We start from the raw sequence: 23,413 nt of genomic DNA, 5'->3' as shown, positions 1-23,413 counted from the left end.
CCCCCCCGGGTTTTTCGGGGTGGGCGCCCCCCGCGGGGGGCCCCCCCCCCCACTACGCGATCGATCGGGATCGATCAGTAGCGATAGTGGTCGGCCTTGTACGGGCCTTCCTTCTTCACGCCGATGTACGCGGCCTGCTGCTCGGTCAGCTCGGTCAGCTGCGCGTTGAGCTTCTTCAGCTGCAGGCGGGCGACCTTCTCGTCGAGGTGCTTCGGCAGCGTGTAGACGCCCACCGGGTACTTGCCGCTGTCGCGCTCCTGCCAGAGTTCGATCTGCGCGATCGTCTGGTTGGCGAACGAGCTGCTCATCACGTACGACGGGTGGCCCGTGGCGCAGCCGAGGTTCACGAGGCGACCCTTGGCCAGGATGATGATCTTCTTGCCGTCCGGGAAGATCACGTGATCCACCTGCGGCTTGATCTCGTCCCACTGGTACTTCTCGACCGACGCGATATCGATTTCGTTGTCGAAGTGGCCGATGTTGCAGACGATGGCCTGGTCCTTCATCTTGACCATGTGCTCATGCGTGATCACGTGGTAGTTGCCCGTGCAGGTCACGAAGATGTCGCCGTGCTCGGCGGCGTAGTCCATCGTCACCACACGGTAGCCTTCCATCGCGGCCTGCAGTGCGCAGATCGGGTCGATTTCCGTGACCCACACCTGTGCCGACAGCGCGCGCAGCGCCTGGGCGCTGCCCTTGCCCACGTCGCCGTAGCCGGCCACGATCGCGACCTTGCCGGCGATCATCACGTCGGTGGCGCGCTTGATGCCGTCCACGAGCGACTCGCGGCAGCCGTACAGGTTGTCGAACTTGCTCTTGGTCACCGAGTCGTTGACGTTGATGGCCGGGAACTTGAGTTCGCCGCGCTGCGCCATCTGGTACAGGCGGTGCACGCCCGTCGTCGTTTCTTCGGTCACGCCGCGGATCGCTTCCAGGTTCCGGCTATACCAGCCCGGATCCTTGGCCAGCTTTTCCTTGATCGCGGCGAACAGGAACGTCTCTTCTTCGCTGGTCGGCTTGGCGATCAGCGAGGCATCCTTCTCCGCGCGCGCGCCGAGGTGCAGCAGCAGCGTGGCGTCGCCGCCGTCGTCGAGGATCATGTTCGGGGTGCCGCCGTCCGCCCAGTCGAAGATGCGGTGCGTGAAGTCCCAGTATTCCTTGAGCGACTCGCCCTTGAACGCGAACACCGGCGTGCCCGATGCGGCGATCGCGGCGGCGGCGTGGTCCTGGGTCGAGAAGATGTTGCACGAGGCCCAGCGCACGTCGGCGCCCAGCGCGGCCAGCGTCTCGATCAGCACGGCGGTCTGGATGGTCATGTGCAGCGAGCCGGCGATGCGTGCGCCCTTGAGCGGCTGCGCGGCGGCGAATTCGTCGCGAATGGCCATCAGGCCCGGCATTTCGGTTTCGGCAATCGCGATTTCCTTGCGGCCCCAGCCTGCAAGTTTGATATCGGCGACGATGTAATCCTGCTTGAGATCGGTCACGGCGTTCATGTTCACTCCGGGTGAAGAGTGGCGACGGTGACGAGTGGGAAAATAGCCCCGGGCAGCCAGAACTGCGGACTGCGGACTGAAATGTCGACTCGCCTCCGTGAGTGCCACGGATCAGCGAGCGCCGTTGAAGACATCCGAGCCTGGCGAATGACGCGGGGGTCATCCGTTGCAACGCTCCTCGGAGTGGCGGTATTGTAGCGTGCCCGGCGGCGCCGTGTCGCCAAACCCCTTTTTTTTTCTCCATGTCCCAGCCACCCCGCACCCTGACCATCGCCGGCTCCGATTCCGGTGGCGGCGCCGGCATCCAGGCGGACCTCAAGACCTTTGCGGCGCTCGGCTGCTTCGGCATGAGCGCGATTACCGCGATCACCGCGCAGAACACGCTCGGCGTCACGGGCGTGCACGCGATTCCGGCCGACATGGTCGCCGCGCAGATCGATGCCGTGGCCGGCGATATCGGCGTGGACGCGGCCAAGACCGGCATGCTGGGCACGGCCGCGATCGTCGAGGCCGTGGCCGATGCCGTCGATCGCCACGCGATCCGCCGGCTCGTGGTCGACCCCGTCATGATCTCCACGTCCGGGGCCGCGCTCTCCGACGACGCCACGAGCCAGGCGATGGTGCGGCTGCTGTTTCCGCGCGCGATGCTCGTCACGCCGAATCTGCCCGAGGCCTCGTACCTGCTGGGCCGCCGTGTCGCGCGGCGCGCGGACATGGAGGGCGCCGCGGAAGCACTGCTGGCACTCGGCTGCCGCGCGGTGCTGCTCAAGGGCGGACACCTCGAGGATGGCGAGGGCAGCCAGCTGGACGACCTGCTGATGACCGCCGACGGCAAGGTCCGCGTGTTCTCGCATCCGCGCATCGACACGCCCAATCTGCACGGCACGGGCTGCACGCTCGCGGCGGCAACCGCCTCGCAACTCGCGCGGGGCGACAGCCTCGAGGACGCGGTGGCCACCGCGCTCGACTATGTCGCCGCCGCGATCGCGGCCGGCGCCTCGCTCCGCCTCGGTACCGGCAACGGCCCGCTCAACCATTCGTTCGCGCCGCGCGCGCTGGGCTGACATCATGACCCTGCTGGACAACATCGACCTGCGGCACGACGACGCCGCCGCCCTGTACGTGAAGGAAGAAACGGTGCGGGTGGAATTTGCCGCCGAACCCGGCGAGCTCGTCAGCCGCGAGGGACCGAACCGCTATCGCGTGGGCGACGCGATCGTCACGGGCAGCACGGGCGACCGCTGGTGCGTTTCGCGCGACCGCTTCGATGCGCGTTACGACGCGGTGCCGGACCAGCCCGGCGCCTATCGCAACAAGCCTGTCCCGGTGCTGGCGAAGGAGATGCCGGTGCCGTTCTCGATAGCACGGTCCGCCGGCGGCGACGTGCTGCACGGGAAAGCCGGCGACTGGCTGATGCAGTACGCGCCCGGCGATTACGGCATTACCGAGCGCGCGCGCTTTCTTGCGGTCTATCGCCGCGCCTAGTTCCCGCCCGCGGACATGGGCACGAGCTTGAACGCCGCGCGCGCCACGCACACCACGTTACCGCTGGCGTCCTTCGCCTCGCCGTCGCAGAACGCGATCTTGGCGCCACGGCGGATCAGGCGGGCCTCGAAGGTCAGCTCGCCGCGCGCGCCGGCCAGAAAGTGCGTCGACATGTCGATGGTGATCACGCCGACTTCGAGCGGCGCATGCGAACGCGCGGCCCCGCTCAGCGTGAAATCGAGCACGGCCATCAGCGTGCCGCCATGCACGTCGCCCCGGCTGTTCACGATCTTGTCGCTGGCCGGCAGCCGCGTGCGGCACAGGCCCTCTTCCATATGCATCGGCTGCAGCCCGAGCAGGCGCATCAGCGGTACGTCGATACCGAAATAAGGGCGGTCGGGGGTCCCGGGCGCGGCCGGCATGATCTGCGTGTCCAAAACGTGCATCCTCTCAGAGTTCCGCGCTGCGGAACTCTGGTCCGCCTTGCGCGAGTCAGAGGATATCGCAATCGGCGCCGCGCTCCAGTACCCGGGCGCGGCGCCGCCGCAATCAGCGTTCGAACATCGCCTTGAGCCGCGTTACGGCGGCCGGCACGTCCGTGGCCTCGGTGATCGCGCGCACCACGGCCGCGCTGCCCACACCCACGTCCAGCACTTCGTGCAGGTTGCTTTCGTTGACGCCGCCGATGCCGACCAGCGCCGGCATGACGGGTTGCATCAGCTTGACGTAGGCCTGGAAGCGCCCCATGCCCTGCGGGGCGGTCGGCATGACCTTGGTGGTGGTCGGGAAGATCGCGCCGAGCGCGAGGTAGCTCGGCGAGATCGCGGCCACGCGCAGCATTTCGGCGTAGCCGTGCGTGGAAACGCCGAGCCGCAGGCCCGACGCGCGAATGGCATCGAGGTCCGCCACGTCGAGGTCCTCCTGTCCGAGGTGGATGCCGTAGATGCCGCTGTCGCCGCCCAGCTGCCTGTGCAGGTCGATGGTCACGCGCCAGTGGTCGTTGATGAACAGCCGCGAGGACGATCCCCTGGCCGCGCGCGCGGCGCGCTCCACCTCGGCGCGCACGGCCGCCTCATCGGGCGACTTGAAGCGCAGCTGCACGGTCGGCACGCCAAGCGGCACGAGCCGCTCGATCCAGTCGGCCGTCGGCACCACCGCATAGAGGCCGAGATCGGCCGGGCACGGCGCGAACGGCGGCGGCAACTGCTCTGGCGCGGCCAGCGCGGCGTGACGCACGCGCGGAAACCGCGCGAAGTCCGCCGGCCACGTTTCGGCGCTCCCCTGCCATGCGCGTGCCAGGCACAGCGCATCGTGCGCGGGGAAGTGCAGGGCGCGCGCCGCCAGCAGCACGGCGACGAACGCCGGCGCATGCGGGGCGTCGCTGTCCGCCTGCGAATCGAGCACCCACGTGCCCATCGGCGAGCGCACGGTGTCGATCCAGCGGCCGCCTTCGCGTTCGGTGGCGATCAGCGTCGCGCCGGCGGCGGCCACGCGCGCGATCACGTCGTCGGCTGGCTCGTCTTCGGCAAGCACGATATCGTGCGGCGCGAGCGCAGGCAGGGATGACGAGCGGGCCAGCGGCCATGCGCGCCACGGTGCCTCGTCACGTCCGAATGTCGCGCCGAAGCGCGCGAGCAACGCCCGGTGAAGGTCGTCGTCGATGACGGCGGCGACGCCAGCGGAAAGGGCTCCCTGTCGCGTCATGCGCGGTCCTCCGCGCCAGCCGCATGCCAGAACGGCATGCCGACCACGGGCGTGCTCGCCTGCGCGACGTCGCGCTCGGGAATCGGGCCGGCGAGGTAGGCGGTGCGGCCCGCTTCCACGGCCTGCGCGAACGCGCGCGCCATGTTCACGGGATAGGCGGCCTGCGCGACCGCGGTGTTCAGCAGTACGCCGTCGTAGCCCCACTCGAGCACCTGCGCCGCGTGCGACGGCAGGCCCAGGCCCGCATCGACGATCAGCGGCGTGTCGGGCAGGCGTTCGCGCAGCGTGCGCATCGCGAGCGGATTGATCGCGCCGCGGCCGGTACCGATCGGCGCGCCCCACGGCATCAGCGCCTGGCAGCCCACATCGACGAGGCGGCGGCACAGCACGAGGTCCTCGGTGCAGTACGGCAGCACCTTGAAGCCCTCGCGAATCAGCGTCTCGGCCACCGACGGCAGGTTCAGCGTGTCGGGCTGCAGCGTGTAGTCGTCGCCGATCAGCTCGAGCTTGATCCAGTCGGTCTCGAAGACCTCGCGCGCCATCATCGCGGTGTTGATGACTTCCTGCGCGGTAAAGCAGCCCGCGGTATTGGGCAGCACGGGCACGCCGAGCGTGCGCAGCATCTGCCAGAACGACTGGCCGCCGAGGGTCTGGCCCTCGCCGCTGCCCACGGCGCTCTGGCGGCGCAGCGCCACGGTGATCATCGCGGGACGCGAGGCCTCGATCGCGGCCTCCAGCGTCGCCGGCGACGGGTAGCGCGCGGTGCCGAGCAGCAGCCGCGACGCGAACGACTCCCCATAGAGCACGAACGGATCGCGCGCGCTATCGGAAGAATATTGGGCGGGTTCGAACGCCATGGTTCAGCCTCCGGTCACGGGTTGCACGAGGTCGATCTGGTCGCCCGCGGAGAGCGGCGTCGCCGCATGCGCGGCGCGCGGCACGAACTGGCCGTTGACCGCCGCCGCGAACGGCGGCGCAATGGCGGCCGCCGCCACCGCGTCCGCGAGGGTCGCGGCATCGGCGAGTTCGAGCGATCGGCCGTTGAGCAAAATTTCCATCATGCGTGATATCAGTGAATCGTGTCGCCGCCGTCGATGACCGATGCCGCGGGCGTGACTGCCGCGACGGCTGCCTCGTCCACCGCCTCGATCATGCCGGGCCAGCGCAGGGCGGCAGGCACCGCGTGCGCGGCCAGGTCGCCGTTCAGCATCGCGCGCACCACCTCGCACGCGGCTTCCGTCACCGCCGGCGAGATCATCCAGCCGTGCCGGTACAGGCCATTGACGCGCACCACGCGCGCCTGCTGCTCGACGCGGATCGACGGCAGATGGTCCGGGCGCGTCGGCCGGCGCTGCACGTTCAGCTCCAGCACACGCGCCTCCCCGAATGCGGGATGCAGCGAATGCGCGGCCGACAGTAGCTCCAGCGCGGAGCGCACGCTCATCGGCGACTCGTCCTCGCTCTCGATCTCCGTCGCGCCGATCACGTACAGGTCGTTCGGCTTCGGCGCGATGTAGATCGGATAGCGCGGATGCAGCAGCCGCACGGGCCGGTGCAGCGACACGTCAGGCGCATGCACGCGCACGACTTCGCCGCGCAGTCCGCGCAGGCCGGGCATGGTCCCGCCCGCGCGCTTGCCCGGCGCGTTCGGTGCCGCCACCTCGGGCCATGCGGCACGCGCGCCCAGTCCGCGGCAGTCGAGCACGACGTTCGCATGGACGCCGAACGACGGCAGCGCGTGTTCGTCGATGTCGCCCGCTTCCCAGACGCAATACAGCCCTTCGGATACGGCGCAGGCAAGCAGCGCGCGCATCGCGCCGCGATTGTCGATCTGCCCCTCGCCCTGCAGCAGCAGGCCTTGCGTGAAGCGGCCCGCGAGATCCGGTTCCACCTCGGCCACGCCGCGCCCGTCGAGCGCGCGCAGCTGCCGCGCCACCATCTCCGGCGGCGCTACCGCGCGCATACGGCTCGTGAACATCGCGAGCTCGCCGCGGTCGCGCGCATGCCACACCACGAGCGTGCCGTCCTGCTGGAAGAACACGGGTTCGGGAAGCTCCTCCACCCAGCGCCGCCACAACGTCAGGCTGGCCACGCCGAGATCGACGATGCGCCGCTCCGCGATGGCCGACTCGGCCAGCGGGGCAAGCATCGCGGCCGCGACGTGCGCGGCCGAGCCGGTTCCGTCGGGGCCGCCACGCTCGACGAGGGCCACGCGCGCGCCGGCGCGCACCAGCAGCCAGGCGGAGAGCCGCCCGGCCAGGCCACCGCCGAGAATGGCGACGTCAAAGTACTGCGGAGCGGTCATCGCGTCACGAGTAGATCTTGCCGCCCTGACGGACGAACTCGATCGACTTCTCCTCCATGCCCTTCTGCGCGGCCGGCAGGGACGCGGCGTAGTCGCGCACTTCCTGCGTGATCTTCATCGAACAGAACTTGGGACCGCACATCGAGCAGAAGTGCGCGATCTTCGCACCTTCGGCCGGCAGCGTGGCGTCGTGGAACGACCGCGCGCGCTCGGGGTCCAGGCCCAGGTTGAACTGGTCTTCCCAGCGGAACTCGAAGCGCGCCTTCGACAGCGCGTTGTCGCGCAGCTGCGCGCCGGGCCAGCCCTTCGCGAGGTCGGCCGCGTGCGCCGCGATCTTGTACGTGATGATGCCTTCGCGCACGTCTTCCTTGTCCGGCAGGCCCAGGTGCTCCTTCGGCGTGACGTAGCACAGCATCGCGGTGCCCATCCAGCCGATGTTGGCGGCACCGATACCGCTCGTGATGTGGTCGTAGCCCGGAGCGATATCGGTGACCAGCGGTCCGAGCGTGTAGAACGGGGCCTCGTAGCAGTGCTTGAGTTCCTCGTCCATGTTGGCCTGGATGCGCTGCAGCGGCACGTGGCCCGGGCCTTCGATCATCACCTGGACGTCATGCTCCCACGCCTTGGCGGTCAGTTCGCCGAGCGTGCGCAGTTCGCCGAACTGGGCGTCGTCGTTCGAGTCCGCGATGCAACCCGGACGCAGGCCGTCGCCGAGGCTGAACGACACATCGTACGCCTTCATGATTTCGCAGATCTCGTCGAAGTGCGTGTACAGGAAGTTTTCCTTGTGGTGGGCGAGGCACCACTTGGCCATGATCGAGCCACCGCGCGAGACGATGCCCGTCACGCGGTCGGCGGTCAGCGGCACATAGCGCAGCAGCACGCCCGCGTGGATCGTGAAGTAGTCCACGCCCTGCTCGGCCTGCTCGATCAACGTGTCGCGGAACATTTCCCACGTCAGGTCCTCGGCGACGCCGCCGGTCTTGTCCAGCGCCTGGTAGATCGGCACCGTGCCGATGGGTACCGGCGAATTGCGCAGGATCCATTCGCGCGTCTCATGGATGTGCTTGCCCGTGGACAGGTCCATGATCGTGTCGGCGCCCCAGCGGATCGACCACACCATCTTCTCGACTTCTTCGGCCAGCGACGACGTCACCGCCGAATTGCCGAGGTTGCCGTTGATCTTCACGCGGAAATTGCGGCCGATCGCCATCGGCTCCAGTTCCGTGTGGTTGATGTTCGCGGGAATGATCGCGCGGCCCGCGGCAATTTCCTTGCGCACGAATTCCGGCGTGATGTCTTCCGGACGCAGCGGCAGCGCGGCGCCGAGCGCATTGCCCGGATGCTGGCGCAGCAGCGCGCGGTACTCGGCCTTGTCGTACAGGGCCTGCAGGTTCAGCGACTCGCGCAGCGCCACGTATTCCATTTCCGGCGTGACGATGCCGCGACGCGCGTAGTGCATCTGCGACACATTGGCGCCGGGCTTGGCGCGGCGCGGATTGGTCAGCTGCGCGAAACGCAGGTGAGCCGTGGCGGGGTCGTTGGCACGGGCCAGGCCGTACTCGGACGACAGGCCCGGCAGCACCACCGTGTCGTTGCGCTCCTCGATCCATTTGGCCCGCACGGGGGGCAGGCCGGCCTTGAGGTCGATATGCACGTCCGGATCGCTGTACGGGCCCGAGGTGTCGTACACGGGAATCGGCGGGTTGGGCATATCGCCCTTCTCGGTCTTCGTGGACGTCTGCAGGATCGTGCGCAGCGGGACGCGGACATCGGGGCGGCTGCCCGTGATGTACGTCTTGCTGGAAGCCGGATAGGCGAATTTCTGGTCGAGATCGCTTTCGAGCGATTCGAAGGATGCGGCGGGGGCAGTGCGGGCCATGGGTATCGTCCTCTCTCTTGCGGGGATGGACGAAACCAGGAGCCCAGTGAGCCAGCCTGTGTCACCTGAGGCGTCTGACTGGGTGTCTGACCTCGGATGCCTGAGACGGGGTCCTGCGGTGCATGGACTGCCATGCGGTGCGGGACTGGAGCAGTTCGGTTCTGTTTGAAACTTCCCACGCCGGTACTAGCCGGATCGGGTTCGAAGGGACTCTCTCAGCCGCACGGCCCATCCGTACGGCACCCCTGTTTCATCCAACGGGGTGAATTTAAGCACAAGGGGCGCCGCGCCGCCACCCGGAATTTTGTTTCAACAGCATTCCACGCCGATATCGAATCCGTGACGGGGAATTGTTGCGCCGCGGCAATTCGAACGCGCCGCTTGCCGTACCATCGCTCCAGCCGCCCGCTCAGGAGACGCCATGACCACGGAAACGCACCGCGTGTTCAATCAGGTACCGGACCTTGCGCACTACAACCTGCTCGAGACCGATCCCGCGTTGCGCGCCGCGCTGGCGCGGCTCGGTGGCGACTGGCATGCCGGGGCCCTGTCCGCATATGGCGCGCGGCTCGGCGAACCGGAAGTGCAGCATTGGGCAGCCGAGGCCAATCGGCTTCCCCCCGAACTCCATACCCACGACCGCACCGGCGAACGTATCGACAGCGTCACGTTCCAGCCCGCATGGCATGCGTTGCTCGGTCTGCTGCGCGCGGAGCAATTGCAGGCGCTGCCGTTCGCGCAGCCGCGCGCGGGGGCGTGGGCCGCGCGCACGGCCGGCTACTTCCTGCAGGCACAGGTGGAGTCGGGGTCGCTTTGCCCCATCACCATGACGTTCGCGAGCATCCCGGTGCTGCGGAAGGAGCCACAGCTGTTCGGCGACCTCGCGCCGCGCCTGTTCGCGCGCGAGCACGACGCGCGCGACCTGCCGTGGCGCGACAAGGCGTCGATGATGATCGGCATGGGCATGACCGAGAAACAGGGCGGCTCCGACGTGCGGGCCAACACCACGGTGGCACTGCCGGTGCGTGGCGAGGGACGGGGCGCGGAGTATGCGCTGACGGGCCACAAGTGGTTCTTCTCGGCACCGATGTGCGACGCGCATCTCGTGGTCGCGCGCATGGGCGCCGCCGACGGCCCCATCTCGTGCTTCTTCGTGCCGCGCTTCCGCGACGACGGCAGCAAGAACCCCATCCTGATCCAGCGGCTCAAGGACAAGCTCGGCAACCGGTCCAACTCGAGCAGCGAGGTCGAGTTCCGCGATACCGCGGGCATCCTCGTCGGCGAGGAAGGCCGCGGCATTCCGACGATCATCGAGATGGCCACGAACACGCGGCTGGACTGCGTGATCGGCAGCAGCGCGCTGCTGCGCGCGGGCCTCGTGCAGGCCGTGCATCACGCGCGCCACCGCATGGCGTTCGGCCGACTGCTCGCCGATCAGCCGCTGATGCGCAACGTGCTGGCCGACCTGGCTCTCGAGAGCGAAGCGGCCACGCTGCTGATGATGGCGCTGGCCGACGCGTTCGAGCGCGCCGACGAAGATCCGCTCGCGGCCGCCTGGAAACGCGTGCTGACGCCAGCCGCCAAGTTCTGGATCTGCAAGCGCGCGCTCGAAGCCACGGGCGAGGCGATGGAAGTCTGGGGTGGCAACGGCTACGTCGAGGAAGGGCCGATGGCACGGCTTTATCGTGAAGCCCCGGTCAACTCGATCTGGGAAGGGTCGGGCAACATCATGTGCCTCGACGTGCTGCGCGCCCTGCAGCGCAATCCCGACGACGGCGCGCGCATCCTGCAGGACCTTGCGCGGCGCGCCAACGGCAACGCCGCGGTGCGCGCCGAGCTCGCCTCGCTGCAGGCGATGCTGCGCGAGGCGCCAGACCAGCTGGAGGCCGGCGCGCGGCGCTTTGCGCAGGGGCTCGTGCTGACCGCGCAGGCCGCGCTGATGATCGCGCATGCCGATGCCGAATCGGCGGAACAGTTCGTCGCCAGCCGCCTCGGCCGCCAGCATGGCCGCGTGTTCGGCACGCTCGATGCGGACCCGGCCACGCTGGACCGGATCGTCGCGCGCGCGTATCCCGCGTATCCCGCCTGACATCGCGGCGCGGGGCGCTCAAGTCCGTCCGCGCCGCAACCGTAAACATGGGAGCGTTCGCCCGGCATGTGCATGGTCATGCCGCCGGGTATCCATGGCCATCTCAGCCGTCAAACCCCCATGAACATCAGCAAACGTCTGCTCCTTACGCTCACCATCGCAATCCTGGCCCTGCTCTTCGTCGGGCTGGGCGGAATCTGGCAACTCAACAAATCCGAACAACGTTTCGAGTATTTCAACGACAACACGCTGGCTAGCGTGCGGCACCTGAACGACGTGGTCGATGCGTTCAGCGACATGCGCGTGGCCGCGCTCCACCACGCCATGACCGACGACATCGTCGCCAAGGGCGACGCCGAGAAGAAGATCGCCGCGGCCGACAAGCGTTTCGACGAAGTGCTCGCGAAATACGAGCGCGAGGATATCTCCGACGAGACGGACCGCAAGATGCTGGCGGCGGACCGCGACGCCGCGAAGGCCTACCGCGCGGCGCGCGTGAAATTCCTCGACAAGTCCAACAACAACGACTACGCGGGTTCGCAGGAAATGGCGACCACCGGCGAGCTCAACACGAGCGCCATCTCGCTGCGGAAGGCCATCGACGAACACCTGGCCTACAACGTGAAGCTCGGTGCCGACGCGGTGCTGCAGAACGAATCGCAGCATCGCTGGACGGTGCGCGTGTTCCTGGCCGTCATCGGCGTGACCGCGCTGTTCCTCGTCGCGATGGCCGTCACCCTGTACCGCCGCATTCATCGCAGCCTCAACGATATCCAGCGCACGCTCGAGTACGTGAGCGAATCGCTCGACCTCGACCGCCGCGCGCATGTCGGCCGCCTCGACGAGATCGGCCTGACCGCGCAGGCGTTCAACGCGCTGATCGCGCGCGTGTCGCACGCGATGCGCGACGTGCGCCAGTCGAGCGAATCGGTGGGCGTGGCCGCCGCGCAGATCGCGGCCGGCAATACCGACCTGTCCGCACGTACCGAACAGCAGGCCGCGTCGCTCGAGGAAACCGCGTCGAGCATGGAAGAGCTGACCACCACGGTGCGCCAGAATGCCGAGAATGCGCGGCAGGCCAATGCGCTCGCCACGAGCGCGGCGGACGTCGCCGACACCGGCAGCCTCGCCGTCAGCGAGATGGTCGGCACGATGGGCGAGATCAGCGGAAGCTCGGCGCGCATCGCCGAGATCACGAGCCTGATCGAGGGCATCGCGTTCCAGACGAACATCCTGGCGCTCAACGCCGCGGTGGAAGCGGCGCGTGCCGGCGAGCAGGGCCGCGGCTTCGCGGTCGTGGCCGGCGAGGTGCGCAGCCTCGCGCAACGTTCGTCCACGGCGGCCAAGGAGATCAAGGAGCTGATCGAGGCGTCGGCGACGACGGTGCAGACCGGTTCGGCGCAGGCGCAACGCATGGGTACGACGATGGACGAGATCCGTCAGGCGGTAAAGCGCGTGGCGGACATCATCGCGGAGATCTCGGCGGCGTCGCAGGAGCAAAGCGCCGGCATCGATCAGGTCAACCACGCGGTGGGACAGATGGACCAGGTGACGCAGCAGAACGCGGCGCTGGTCGAGGAAGCCGCGGCCGCGGCGCAGTCGCTCGACGAGCAGGCACGCCGCCTGCGTGAAACGGTCGCGCAGTTCCAGATGGCCGATGGCGTCGATGGCCCCGATGGCGTCGATTACGCCGATCACGCCCGCTTCGGCCACAGTGGCGACGCACGCGCGCTGCCGGCGCCGGCCCTCGGACGTTAGCCGCCTCGCCGCTCAATCCGCTTCCGCGACCTCGCGCAGCCTGAGCATTACGCGCGGCGCATAGCGGATGAGGTCATGCGCGCGCTCGCCGATCATGATCGCGGGCGCGTTCGTATTGCCGCCGACCAGCGTCGGCATGACCGACGCATCGACCACGCGCAGTCCCTCCACACCCCGGACCCGCAGCTGCGGGTCCACCACCGCCATCGCATCCATGCCCATGCGGCAGGTGCCCACCGGATGGTAGATCGTGTCCGCATGCGCGCGAATATGCGCGTGCGCGGCCTCGTCGTCGCTGCCGTCGAGCCGCAGCGCGCCCGAATAGAGCTCCCGCCCGCCGAAGCATGACAGCCGCGGCTGCGCGAAGATCTCGCGCACGATCCTGAGTCCGTTCAGCATGCCGTCCAGGTCCGCGGGATCCGACAGGTAACGCGGATCGATACGCGGCGCCTCGCGCATGTCGGCCGAACGCAGCCGGACCTCGCCGCGGCTGCGCGGCCGCAGCACGCACACATGGCACGAGTAGCCGTGGCCGAGGTTGAGGTGGCGCATATGGTCGTCCGCCATGCCGACGACGAAATGCAGTTGCAGATCCGGCTCGAGCAGATGCGGATGGCTGCGGACAAAGCCGCCGGCCTCGGCAAAGTTGGACGTCAGCATGCCCGAACGCTCCTGCCGGTAGCGGCGCATCTCCCCCATCAGCCGGCCGATCGCCTTGAACGACACGCCGAACAGGTCGGTCGTGGCCACGCGCTTGTGCATGGCGATATCGACATGGTCCTGCAGATTGGCGCCGACGCCGGGCAGGTCGTGCACGAGCGCGATGCCGTGCTCGCGCAGATGCGCGGCCGGACCCACGCCCGACGCCATCAGCAGCTGCGGCGACGCGAACGTGCCGGCCGAGACGATGACTTCGCGCCGCGCGCGCAAGACGTGCTCGCGGCCATCGCGCAGCACCACCACGCCCACCGCGCGGCGCCCTTCGAACAGGATGCGCCGCACCTGTGTGTCGGTCAGCACGTGCAGGTGGGACCGGCCGCCGTTGTAATGGCGGTCCGCCGCATTGCCGCCATGGAGGTAGGCGCGCGCGGCGTTCCAGCGCTCGCCGTCGTGCTGCGTGACCTGGTACCAGCCCACGCCCTCCTGCTCCACGCCGTTGAAATCGTCGTTGCGCAGATGGCCGGCCTGCTCGGCGGCCTCGATGAAATGCTGCCCGAACGGATTCGGCGTGCGCAGGTCGCTGACGTGCAGCGGACCGGTGCCGCCATGGAGGGGATCGTCGTCATGCCCGGCCACGCGCTCGTTGCACTCCGCGCGGCGGAAATACGGCAGCACGTCGTCCCACGACCAGCCGTCGCACCCGGCGCTCGCCCAGTCGTCGTAGTCGGTGGGGCGCCCGCGCGTGTAGACCATTGCATTGATCGACGAGCATCCGCCCAGACCGCGGCCGCGCGGCTGGTAGCCCCGGCGACCGTCGAGACCCGCCTGCGGGACCGTTTCGAAACCGTAGTTGCGCGCGCCCGCGCGCGGCAGGAGCACGGCACCCCCGGCCGGAATGCGCACCAGCGCGTGGTGGTCGTGTCCGCCGGCCTCGATCAGGGCGATGGTGTCGCGGCCGCTGTCGGCCAGGCGGCCGCTGTCGGCCAGGCGGCCGGCCAGCGCGCAGCCGGCCGATCCGGCGCCCACGACGAGATAGTCAAAGCTGGTGGTGTCCATCCGTCCCCTCGTGTGTAGTCGTCGGTCCGGCCGCAAGGAACGCGCCCCGCCACGGTTCTCTGGTCACGAAAATCCAGTGTAGGCGCTTGGCGATACGCGGTGAAGCGGTCCGCAAGCGATGCGGTGGCCGCGATGTTTGGTAGCGCTCCTCCATTGTTCTCGCGCGGCGGCTGCCTTATGGTGTCGGGCTGGAATGCCCCAGAGTGAAGCACTGCCGCCGCCCCCGCGAGAGGAGACGTCCATGATAAGAGAACTGCCCGCCATGCCTGTACTGTCGTTGCAGTTCGACGCGATGCGCGCTGCCTCGCGGCGCGACCAGTATCCGGCTTGGGCGGTGCGCGCGGACCGGCTCCGGCGGCTGCGTGCGCTCGTGCTCGACAACCAGCCCGCCATCGCCGAGGCCATCGATGCCGATTTCACGCAGCGCCCGCGCCAGGAAACCGCGCTGCTGGAGGTCTTTCCGAGCCTCGCGGGCATCGATGATGCGCTGCGGCATGGCAAGCGCTGGATGCGCATGCGGCGCGCACGCACGGGGTTCTGGTTTCTGCCGGGGCGTTCGCGGCTGCTGCCGCAGCCGCTGGGCGTGATCGGCATCGTGGTGCCGTGGAACTATCCGCTGTACCTCGCCGTGGGGCCGCTCGCGGGCGCGCTGGCGGCCGGCAATCGCGCGATGGTCAAGCTCTCGGAGTACACCCCGCGCTTCGCCGCGCTGTTCGAGGCACTGATCCGGCGCACGTTCGCGCCCGACGAAGTCGCGGTGGTCAATGGCGATGCCGAGGTGGCGCGGCAGTTCTGCACGCTCCCGTTCGATCATCTGCTGTTCACGGGTTCCACCGCCGTCGGCCACGAGGTCATGCGCGCGGCCGCCACGCATCTGACCCCGGTGACGCTCGAGCTCGGCGGCAAGTCGCCCGCGATCGTCGGCCCCGATGCGGACCTCGACCAGGCGGTGGAGCGGATTCTGGTCGGCAAGCTCGTCAACGCGGGACAGACCTGCATCGCGCCCGACTACGTGCTGGTGCCCCACGCACAGCGCGAGCGATTCGTGCAGGCAGCCATCCGCTGCGCGGCGCGGCTCTATCCGGACCTTGCGCGCAATGCCGATTACACGAGCATCGTCAGCGCGCGGCATTTCACGCGGCTGCAGTCGATGGTTGGGGCTGCCGAGGCGGCCGGCGCGCGGCGCGTCGCGCTGACCGACGCCGTGCCCAATGCCGCCGCGCGCCGCTTTCCGCCCGAGCTGCTGCTCGACGTGCCCGACGAGGCGATGGCCATGCGCGAGGAGATCTTCGGTCCGGTCCTGCCGGTGGTGGGCTACGACTCGCTCGACGCGGCCATCGCGTATGTCAACGCGCGTCCGCGCCCGCTCGCGCTGTACGTCTTCGACCGCCGCCGCGAACACCTCGATGCCGTCACGCGGCAGACGGTGGCGGGCGGTGTGACGGTGAACGACACGCTGTTTCATATCGCGCAGGACGACCTGCCCTTCGGCGGCGTCGGTGCCAGCGGCATGGGGGTCTATCACGGGGAGGCAGGCTTCGACACGTTCTCGAAGCGCAAGCCCATCTTCCTGCAGTCGCGCCTGAACGGCGCGGGACTGCTCAAGCCGCCCTACGGCAGGCGCTTCGAGGCGATGCTGAAGCTGCTGATCCGCTGAGGGCGCCGGCGGCGACCGCTTACGCCGCCACCATCGGACGGCCAAGCATGCGCGACAGCACCGCTTCGGGCGAGTGGGTGTGGTCGCCGATGGCCTTCGGATCCAGATAGATCGTCTGTTCCATCATCGCCTTGCCGCGCATCGCGGCGTGCAGCAGCTGGTCGCTGAACACGATCCACGTGGCGCCGGGCGGAATCTGGAACTCCTGCTGCGGCACGGTCTTCTGGTAGTCGAGGTCGGCCTTGGCCAGATCGTGCAGCTGGAGCATCCGGTGGTCGTACTCGGAGCGCTCGCGCTTGGTCACGTGCAGCTGTTTCATGAGCCATGCCTGGCCGGGCCACATGCCATGCGTCTTCGGCACGAAGCGCGCGGCAAAGTCCGCGAACGGCTCGCCCACGCGCCATACGCGCGGCGCTTCCGGATCGATGTTGTGAAACACGCGCAGCAGGCGCTTGCCGCGCATCGGATTCGACGGAAACGCGTCCACGTGCAGCCGCGTGTCGTCCTTGCGCCAGCTGACCGGACGCCCGGCGATCTCGCTCGGGCGCAGCGACGTGCCCGCGCGCGTCATATACGGCTTGTACTCGGGAAACAGCGAATGGATCAGCGACTCGCTCGACTCGGCATATCGCCGGATCAGCGCATGGATGTCGGCGAGGTCCTGCGGGCTGCCCGTGGCACCGCGCACCGCGGACTCGTTGGCACGCAGGTTGATGTTCTTGGACTTGCCGTCCGACCAGCGGCTGTCGAGGAAGCGTTCCTCGCCGGGCTCGAAGCGGAAATGGAGATGCGGGAAATAGAGTACCGCGCCCTGTTCGAGCTCGCGGCGCAGCTGCGCGCGCGTTTCGGCGCTGACGGCAGGGGCCCAGTCGGTATAGGGCTGCGTGCGGATCAGGTCCAGACCACCGGAAGTTGCGGCGGCGACGGTCTGGGCGCTCTGGGTGATCTCGGCGGGCGTGGCGACGGTCATGGCGAACTCGAAGACGGAAGTTGCCCGAATTCTACTACCGTCCCAGCCGCCTCAAGCAGGGAGGCCCCTCCCCCGGCGGGAGAGGGGCCGCTACCGCTGACTGACGTTTACAGACCGGCGGCGGCGCGCAGTGCGGCGGCCTTGTCGGTCGCTTCCCACGAGAATTCCGGCTCTTCGCGGCCAAAGTGGCCGTAGGCGGCGGTCTTCTGGTAGATCGGACGCAGCAGGTCCAGCATCTGCACGATGCCCTTCGGACGCAGGTCGAAGTGCTCCTGCACGAGCTCGGCGATCTTCTCGTCCGAGATCTTGCCGGTGCCTTCCGTGTACACGGTCACGTTGATCGGGCGGGCCACGCCGATCGCGTAGCTGACCTGCACCTGGCACTGGCGGGCGATACCGGCGGCCACGATGTTCTTGGCCACGTAGCGCGCAGCATAGGCAGCCGAGCGGTCAACCTTCGACGGATCCTTGCCCGAGAACGCGCCGCCGCCGTGCGGCGATGCGCCGCCGTACGTATCGACGATGATCTTGCGGCCGGTCAGGCCGCAGTCGCCTTGCGGGCCACCGATCACGAAACGGCCAGTCGGGTTCACCAGGAACTTGGTGTCCTTCAGCATTTCGGCCGGAATCACGGGCTTGATGATCTCTTCGATCACGGCTTCGCGGATCTGCGCCTGCGTGACGTCCGGGTGGTGCTGGGTCGACAGCACCACGGTGTCCACGCTGTGCGGGCGGCCGTCGACGTAACGCACGGTCACCTGCGACTTGGCGTCCGGACGGAGCCAGGGCAGACGGCCGTCGCGGCGCAGTTGCGACTGGCGCTCGACCAGACGGTGCGAATAGTAGATCGGGAACGGCATCAGTTCGGGCGTCTCGTCGCACGCATAGCCGAACATCAGGCCCTGGTCGCCGGCGCCCTGGTTCAGGTAGTCGTCCGAGGCACGGTCCACGCCCTGGGCGATGTCGGGCGATTGCTTGTCGTAGGCGACGAGCACCGCGCAACCCTTGTAGTCGATACCGTAGTCGGTATTGTCGTAGCCGATGCGCTTGATGGTGTCCCGCGCGACCTGGATGTAATCGACGTTTGCCGACGTGGTGATCTCGCCGGCCAGCACGACGAGGCCGGTGTTGCACAGCGTCTCGGCGGCCACACGGGCGTACTTGTCCTGCGCAAGGATGGCGTCGAGGACGGCATCCGAGATCTGGTCGGCAACTTTGTCGGGATGGCCTTCGGAGACGGATTCCGAAGTGAAGAGGAAGTCGTTTGCCACGAGTAGTGTTCTCCAGGTTGGCAGGTTAGCTATTGCGTGCCAGCCTTGAAAACAGCTCGGCGACGCTTTAGCGGTATTTAACGGCCACGGCATGCGGTCTGTGTAGACCCATGTGCAGCAGAATCGCCCCGCAAGTTGTCAGTTAACTCGGCGATAGGCGGTATTATACGCGCCTTGCCGGCGCCAGTGCAGTGCGCCAAATGGCCCTTTTGGCATCATGACCTTTCTCTTCTGGCTGATTTCCCGTTTGCCGCTGCGCGTGCTGCATGCGCTGGGCGGCACCCTGGGCCTGCTGGTGGCGCGCCTGCCCGGCCGTTACGGCCGCCGGCTCAAGGAAAATTTCCGTCACGCTTACCCTGCCGTGACCGACGCGCAACTCGACGATGCGGCCCGGGCCACGGGCCGCATGATCGTGGAAATGCCGTACTTCTGGAGCCGCAAGCGCATCACGGTGCCGCTGCACGGCTTCGACGAATACCTGTGGGCGGAGATCGGCAAGCTCCAGGCGGCCGGCAAGGGCGTCATCATCCTGACGCCGCACCTCGGTTGTTTCGAGGTGCTGCCGCAGTCGTTCGCGGGCAACCGTCCCGTGACCGCGCTGTTCAAGCCGCCCCATCAGCCGTGGCTGCGCGAGTTCGTGGAACGCATGCGCACGCGCCACAATCTGGCGATGGCCCCGGCAACGCCGCGCGGGGTGCGCATGCTGGTCAAGGCGCTGCGCCGCGGCGAAGCCGTGGGCATCCTGCCGGACCAGGTTCCGAGCGGCGGCGAAGGCACATGGGCGCCGTTCTTCGGCAAGCCGGCCTACACCATGACGCTGGTCCAGCGCCTGCAGCAACTGACCGGCGCGCCGATCGTGATCGTCGCGGCCGAGCGGCTGCCGCGCGGCGCGGGCTATCGTGGCCATCTGCGCATCCTGCGCGAGGGCGGCCTGCTGCCCGAGGACGCGTCGGCCGCGGCAGCCGTCATCAACGCCGGGATCGAGGACCTGATCGCGGTCATGCCCACGCAGTACCTGTGGGGCTATAACCGCTTCAAGACGCCGGCCGGCGTGAGCCAGCCAGAGGCGGCGGGCGCCGCAACCGAACCCGCCCGTTATCGAGAACGCCAAGAAAGCCAATGAGCCGTATCTTCACGTGGCTGGGCATCGCGTTCCTGACGCTGCTCGGCAAACTGCCGTATCCGCTCGTCGCGCGCTTCGGCGAGGCGCTCGGCGGCCTGCTCCACAAGCTGCCGCACGGCCGCCGCAAGGTGGTCGAGGCCAACCTGCGCCTGTGCTTTCCGGAAAAGACCGACGCCGAGATCGCCGCGATGTCGCGCGACGTGTTCCGGACGATCTTCCGCAGCTTTGCCGAGCGCGGCATCTTCTGGACCGGCAGCGAGGCGCAGATGCGCCGCTGGGTGCAGATCGACGACCAGGCGGACCTTGTCTCGCTGGACGGCACCCCCCATATCCTCGTGACCCTGCATCTGTCGGGCGTGGAGGCCGGGGCGATCCGGCTGACCATCCATCTGCGCGATCACGTGGGCCGCTCGGGTGCGTCGCTCTATACGAAGCAGAAGAATGCGCTGTTCGACGACTTCCTCAAGCACGCGCGCGGCCGTTTCGGCGCGAACATGATCTCGCGCAACGATAGCGCGCGCGAGATCCTGCGCAGCCTCAAGAAGGGCGAGGCGCTGCAGCTGATCTCGGACATGGACTTCGGCGAGCGCGACTCCGAGTTCGTGCCGTTCTTCGGCGTGGAGGCGCTCACGCTCACGGCCGTCTCGCGGCTGGCGCGGGTGACGGGCGCCAAGGTGGTGCCCATCTACACCGAGATGCTGCCCGACTACCAGGGCTACGTGCTGCACATCCTGCCGGCCTGGGAGAACTACCCCGGCGCCAGCGTGCACGAGGACACGCGCCGCATGAACGCGTTCTTCGAGGACGTCATCCGCCCGCGCGTGACCGAGTACTACTGGGTCCACAAGCGCTTCAAGCATCGCCCCGAGGGCGAGCCGGAAATTTATTGAGACGGTAGAATCGCTGGCATGAAACTCCAGTTCACCAAGATGCACGGCGCCGGCAACGATTTCATCGTGCTGGACGGCATCCACCAGAAGCTCGACCTGACCGAGGCCCAGTGGCGCGCGCTCGCGAGCCGGCATTTCGGCATCGGCGCGGACCAGATCCTGATCGTCGAGCCGTCTTCGCGCGAGGACGTCGATTTCCGCTACCGCATCTTCAACGCGGACGGCGGCGAGGTCGAACACTGCGGCAACGGTGCACGCTGCTTCGTGCGCTTCGTCACGGACAAGGGCATGACCGACAAGCGCTCGGTGCGCGTCGAGGTCATGAACGGCGTGATCACGCTCACGCTGCAGGACGACGGACAGGTTACGGTGGACATGGGCGCGCCCGAGCTGACGCCCGCGCGCGTGCCGTTCCTCGCGGAAGGCCTGCCGACGCGCGTCGAAGGCAACGACACGGCGTTCGGGCTCGAAATCAATGGCCGCACCGCGTGGCTGTCGGTGGTGTCGATGGGCAACCCGCATGCGGTGCAGGTGGTGGACGATGTCGAAACCTTCCCGGTGCTGCAGGACGGTCCCGTGATCGAGCATCACGCGACGTTCCCCAACCGCGTGAACGCGGGTTTCATGCAGATCGACGACCGGCAGACGATCCACCTGCGCGTATTCGAGCGCGGCGCGGGCGAAACGCTCGCCTGCGGCACCGGCGCGTGCGCGGCCGTGGTCGCGGGTATCCATCGCGGCCTGCTGGACTCGCCGGTCAAGGTGCATACGCATGGCGGCGCGCTGACCATCGCCTGGGACGGCGTGGGGCAGCCGGTCCGCATGACGGGTCCGGCCACGACCGTATTCGAAGGGACCATTGACCTGACGACCCTGCCGGCCTGACCATAGGGGCGCCACCCCCGATGGAGCGCCCCCATGCCGCTGGACGATTTCCGTATCACCTCTGGCAAGCAGTTCCGCCTTGCCGACCACGACGCCGACAGCAAGCCGCTGTCGCGCGGCAGCAAGAACGCCGACCTGCAACGACTGACCGAGCTGTCCGAATGGCTCGATACCCAGCAGGACATCTTCTACGCGCAACACAACCGCAAACTGCTCGTGGTGCTCCAGGGCATGGACACCAGCGGCAAGGACGGCACCGTGCGCGGCGTGTTCCGCAGCTTCGACCCGCTGGGCCTGCGCGTGGTGAGCTTCAAGGCGCCGACCGCCGAGGAACTCGCGCGCGACTACCTGTGGCGCGTCCATGCGCAGGTGCCGCGGCTCGGCGAGATCACGGTGTTCAACCGCAGCCATTACGAGGACGTGCTGATTACGCGCGTGCATGGCTGGATCGATGAAGACGAATGCGCGCGGCGCTACAAGCAGATTCGCGCGTTCGAGACGCTGCTGACCGAGACCGGCACCACGATCGTGAAGTGCTTCCTCCATATTTCCAAGGACGAGCAGAAGGCACGGCTCGAGGCGCGCCTGGCCGATCCGCAGAAACACTGGAAGTTCGATCCGAAGGACCTCGAGGAGCGGCAGTACTGGAAGGACTATGCGGGCGCCTACGAGGCGGCGATCGCGGCCACCAGCACGCCCGAATGCCCCTGGTACATCGTACCGGCCGACTCGAAGACCCATCGCAACCTGATGGTCGCGGAGATCCTCGCCGAGGTGTTCCGGAAGCTCAAGCCCGAGTACCCGCCCCCGAAGCCCGAGCTCGCGAAGCTCAAGGTCGACTAGTCGCCATTCCCGCGATGCACGTCGTGGGTCACGAACGGATGGTCGGGCTCCGGCATCGCGAGCCACTGCGGATGCTTGAGCGTGTCGCGGATATCGTCGAGCCCGCTGGCCCAGTGCTCGTGCATGGTCAGCGCGCCGAACTGGTAGTCCTTCGCGCTGCCCTCGAACGACTTGTCGCGATAGATCAGCTGGATCACGTTGCGGCGCGCATCGCACGCATGGTCGGCCGCCTTGCGATAGGCCGGGTCGTCACGCTTCGCCGGCGGCACCAGCGCCATCAGCTCGCTGAGCATGCGCCGGTAGTTCTGCTGCTCGCGCATGACGTCGGTGATCGCCCGCGTGCGGCTCGAATACTGGATGTCCTTCTGGCGCTCGGCCACATCCAGCAGGCTGTGCGGCAGCTTGCCGCGCGCGCTCCACAGGTCCACCTGGAAGATCAGCGCATCGCGCCGCGGCTGCGCGGTCAGCACCTCCTGCAGCGGCGTGTTCGAGACGAGGCCGCCGTCCCAGTAGAACTCGCCGTCGATCTCGATGGCCGGAAAGCCCGGCGGCAGCGCGCCCGAAGCCATGAAATGCTCGGGCCGCAGCCGCGTGCGCGTATTGTCGAAGTACGCGAAATTGCCGGTGCGCACGTTGACGGCGCCCACCGATACGCGCATTTCCTTGGGATGGTTCAACCGGTCGAAATCGGCAAAGCGCTCGAGCGTCGCCTTGAGCGGTGACGTGTCGTAATAGCTCGCATTGCCCGCATCGGCGCAGCGGCCCCAGATATCTGCCACCGAGCGCGGGCTGAAAAAGCCGCGCTGCCCTTCGATCAGCGCGCGCGCCGCATGGATGCTGTCGAACCAGATGCGCACAGGCTCGGGCCAGTTGGGCGCGGCCTCCGTCAGCATTTCGACGGGAAGACCGGGCAGCCATGGCTGCTGGCAGATGTATTCCCAGAACGCGCGCAGCTGCGCGACGCGGGTTTCGGGAGGATTGCCCGCGATGATGGCCGCGTTGAGCGCGCCGATGGAGATGCCGGCGATCCAGTTCGGATGGATGCCGCCCTCGGACAGCCCCTGATACACGCCAGCCTGATAGGCGCCGAGTGCGCCGCCGCCCTGCAGCACGAGCGCGCGCACGGCATACGATTCGTGGGCGGGGCCGTTGCCCGGCACGGTCTCGGGTGCACAATGCTCGGGGGGCAGGTCGTCGGCCTTGCCGCGTCTGGCGCGGGCGGTCCTGGTCGCCGCCTTGGCAGCGGTGGACCTGGCCGGCGCCCGGTCCGACTTTTCCCGGGCCAACGTCCTGTCCTTCGCCTCAGGCGCCAGCATGGCCGGCGACACCGAATCCTGCGGGG

Annotated in this window: 20 protein-coding genes and 2 riboswitches; of the genes, 9 read left to right on the top strand and 11 right to left on the bottom strand. The window is 68.1% G+C overall.

Annotated elements, in window-relative coordinates; translation table 11 throughout:
* Positions 1 to 74: 74 nt before the first annotated feature.
* On the bottom strand, positions 75 to 1,493 hold the full coding sequence (gene ahcY, locus AAHB16_RS21040) for an adenosylhomocysteinase (protein ID WP_150373040.1): 1,419 nt from the start codon (positions 1,491 to 1,493) through the stop codon (positions 75 to 77).
* Positions 1,494 to 1,602: 109 nt separating this feature from the next.
* Positions 1,603 to 1,679: riboswitch (S-adenosyl-L-homocysteine riboswitch) on the bottom strand.
* 56 nt (positions 1,680 to 1,735) lie between these two features.
* Between ahcY and thiD the strand changes: the two genes are divergently transcribed.
* Positions 1,736 to 2,557 (top strand): bifunctional hydroxymethylpyrimidine kinase/phosphomethylpyrimidine kinase, encoded by an 822-nt coding sequence (thiD, locus tag AAHB16_RS21035; RefSeq protein WP_150373041.1) that lies wholly within the window; start codon positions 1,736 to 1,738, stop codon positions 2,555 to 2,557.
* 4 nt (positions 2,558 to 2,561) lie between these two features.
* Positions 2,562 to 2,978 carry a PGDYG domain-containing protein gene (locus AAHB16_RS21030; RefSeq protein ID WP_342051886.1) on the top strand — a complete coding sequence of 139 codons (417 nt, stop codon included), beginning with the start codon at positions 2,562 to 2,564 and terminating at the stop codon, positions 2,976 to 2,978.
* Here AAHB16_RS21030 and AAHB16_RS21025 read toward each other — a convergent pair.
* The 6 genes from AAHB16_RS21025 to thiC all read right to left on the bottom strand — a co-directional run bounded on the left by AAHB16_RS21025 (position 2,975) and on the right by thiC (position 8,875).
* Entirely contained in the window at positions 2,975 to 3,400 is a 426-nt protein-coding gene (locus AAHB16_RS21025) for a PaaI family thioesterase (protein ID WP_411859834.1), read from the bottom strand. The two genes, AAHB16_RS21030 and AAHB16_RS21025, sit on opposite strands and share 4 nt — an antisense overlap.
* 127 nt (positions 3,401 to 3,527) lie before the next feature.
* Entirely contained in the window at positions 3,528 to 4,682 is a 1,155-nt protein-coding gene (locus AAHB16_RS21020; protein WP_342051885.1) for a thiamine phosphate synthase, read from the bottom strand.
* On the bottom strand, positions 4,679 to 5,539 hold the full coding sequence (locus AAHB16_RS21015) for a thiazole synthase (protein WP_150373047.1): 861 nt from the start codon (positions 5,537 to 5,539) through the stop codon (positions 4,679 to 4,681). Before AAHB16_RS21015 ends, AAHB16_RS21020 begins: the two co-directional genes overlap by 4 nt.
* A gap of 3 nt (positions 5,540 to 5,542) precedes the next feature.
* On the bottom strand, positions 5,543 to 5,740 hold the full coding sequence (gene thiS / locus AAHB16_RS21010) for a sulfur carrier protein ThiS (protein ID WP_150373907.1): 198 nt from the start codon (positions 5,738 to 5,740) through the stop codon (positions 5,543 to 5,545).
* An 11-nt stretch (positions 5,741 to 5,751) separates the two neighbouring features.
* On the bottom strand, positions 5,752 to 6,987 hold the full coding sequence (locus AAHB16_RS21005; protein ID WP_150373049.1) for an FAD-dependent oxidoreductase: 1,236 nt from the start codon (positions 6,985 to 6,987) through the stop codon (positions 5,752 to 5,754).
* Positions 6,988 to 6,991: 4 nt separating this feature from the next.
* Positions 6,992 to 8,875, bottom strand: a complete 1,884-nt coding sequence (thiC, locus tag AAHB16_RS21000) for a phosphomethylpyrimidine synthase ThiC (protein WP_191002246.1) — start codon at positions 8,873 to 8,875, stop codon at positions 6,992 to 6,994.
* A gap of 149 nt (positions 8,876 to 9,024) precedes the next feature.
* Positions 9,025 to 9,126: riboswitch (TPP riboswitch) on the bottom strand.
* A gap of 164 nt (positions 9,127 to 9,290) precedes the next feature.
* Here thiC and AAHB16_RS20995 point away from each other — a divergent pair.
* A complete protein-coding gene (locus AAHB16_RS20995) occupies positions 9,291 to 10,958 on the top strand; it encodes an acyl-CoA dehydrogenase family protein (RefSeq protein WP_342051884.1) in 1,668 nt (555 codons plus the stop codon).
* A 120-nt stretch (positions 10,959 to 11,078) separates the two neighbouring features.
* Positions 11,079 to 12,716 (top strand): methyl-accepting chemotaxis protein, encoded by a 1,638-nt coding sequence (locus AAHB16_RS20990; protein ID WP_150373055.1) that lies wholly within the window; start codon positions 11,079 to 11,081, stop codon positions 12,714 to 12,716.
* 12 nt (positions 12,717 to 12,728) lie between these two features.
* On the opposite strand, the gene AAHB16_RS20985 is transcribed toward AAHB16_RS20990, so the two are convergent.
* Entirely contained in the window at positions 12,729 to 14,432 is a 1,704-nt protein-coding gene (locus AAHB16_RS20985) for a GMC family oxidoreductase (RefSeq protein WP_342051883.1), read from the bottom strand.
* 241 nt (positions 14,433 to 14,673) lie between these two features.
* Here AAHB16_RS20985 and AAHB16_RS20980 point away from each other — a divergent pair, with 241 nt between their 5' ends.
* Positions 14,674 to 16,089 (top strand): coniferyl aldehyde dehydrogenase, encoded by a 1,416-nt coding sequence (locus tag AAHB16_RS20980; RefSeq protein WP_342051882.1) that lies wholly within the window; start codon positions 14,674 to 14,676, stop codon positions 16,087 to 16,089.
* Between the two features lie 19 nt (positions 16,090 to 16,108).
* Here the strand turns inward: AAHB16_RS20980 and AAHB16_RS20975 are convergent, their stop codons facing one another.
* Both AAHB16_RS20975 and metK read right to left on the bottom strand, forming a co-directional pair.
* Positions 16,109 to 17,059 (bottom strand): Kdo hydroxylase family protein, encoded by a 951-nt coding sequence (locus tag AAHB16_RS20975; RefSeq protein WP_342051881.1) that lies wholly within the window; start codon positions 17,057 to 17,059, stop codon positions 16,109 to 16,111.
* Between the two features lie 107 nt (positions 17,060 to 17,166).
* Positions 17,167 to 18,330, bottom strand: a complete 1,164-nt coding sequence (metK, locus tag AAHB16_RS20970) for a methionine adenosyltransferase (protein ID WP_150373059.1) — start codon at positions 18,328 to 18,330, stop codon at positions 17,167 to 17,169.
* A 217-nt stretch (positions 18,331 to 18,547) separates the two neighbouring features.
* On the opposite strand from metK, the gene AAHB16_RS20965 reads away from it, so the two are divergent.
* The 4 genes from AAHB16_RS20965 to AAHB16_RS20950 are packed head-to-tail and all read left to right on the top strand — an operon-like array spanning position 18,548 to position 22,071.
* On the top strand, positions 18,548 to 19,453 hold the full coding sequence (locus tag AAHB16_RS20965; RefSeq protein ID WP_342051880.1) for a lysophospholipid acyltransferase family protein: 906 nt from the start codon (positions 18,548 to 18,550) through the stop codon (positions 19,451 to 19,453).
* A complete protein-coding gene (locus AAHB16_RS20960) occupies positions 19,450 to 20,343 on the top strand; it encodes a lipid A biosynthesis lauroyl acyltransferase (RefSeq protein WP_150373062.1) in 894 nt (297 codons plus the stop codon). Before AAHB16_RS20965 ends, AAHB16_RS20960 begins: the two co-directional genes overlap by 4 nt.
* Before the next feature lie 18 nt (positions 20,344 to 20,361).
* The gene (dapF, locus tag AAHB16_RS20955) at positions 20,362 to 21,228 is read left to right on the top strand and encodes a diaminopimelate epimerase (RefSeq protein ID WP_150373063.1); all 867 of its coding nucleotides are present in this window, start codon (positions 20,362 to 20,364) and stop codon (positions 21,226 to 21,228) included.
* Positions 21,229 to 21,261: 33 nt separating this feature from the next.
* Positions 21,262 to 22,071 (top strand): PPK2 family polyphosphate kinase, encoded by an 810-nt coding sequence (locus tag AAHB16_RS20950; protein ID WP_150373065.1) that lies wholly within the window; start codon positions 21,262 to 21,264, stop codon positions 22,069 to 22,071.
* On the opposite strand, the gene AAHB16_RS20945 is transcribed toward AAHB16_RS20950, so the two are convergent.
* Positions 22,068 to 23,387: a DUF3734 domain-containing protein gene (locus AAHB16_RS20945; protein WP_150373909.1), complete on the bottom strand. Its 1,320-nt coding sequence runs from the start codon at positions 23,385 to 23,387 to the stop codon at positions 22,068 to 22,070. The genes AAHB16_RS20950 and AAHB16_RS20945 overlap by 4 nt on opposite strands.
* Positions 23,388 to 23,413 lie beyond the last annotated feature (26 nt).

The sequence above is a fragment of the Cupriavidus sp. OTU4054 genome (assembly GCF_038440175.1).
Taxonomy (GTDB): domain Bacteria; phylum Pseudomonadota; class Gammaproteobacteria; order Burkholderiales; family Burkholderiaceae; genus Cupriavidus; species Cupriavidus pauculus_D.
The sequence above is the reverse complement of the archived record's forward strand: the minus strand, read 5'-3'. Positions and strand labels throughout refer to the sequence as shown.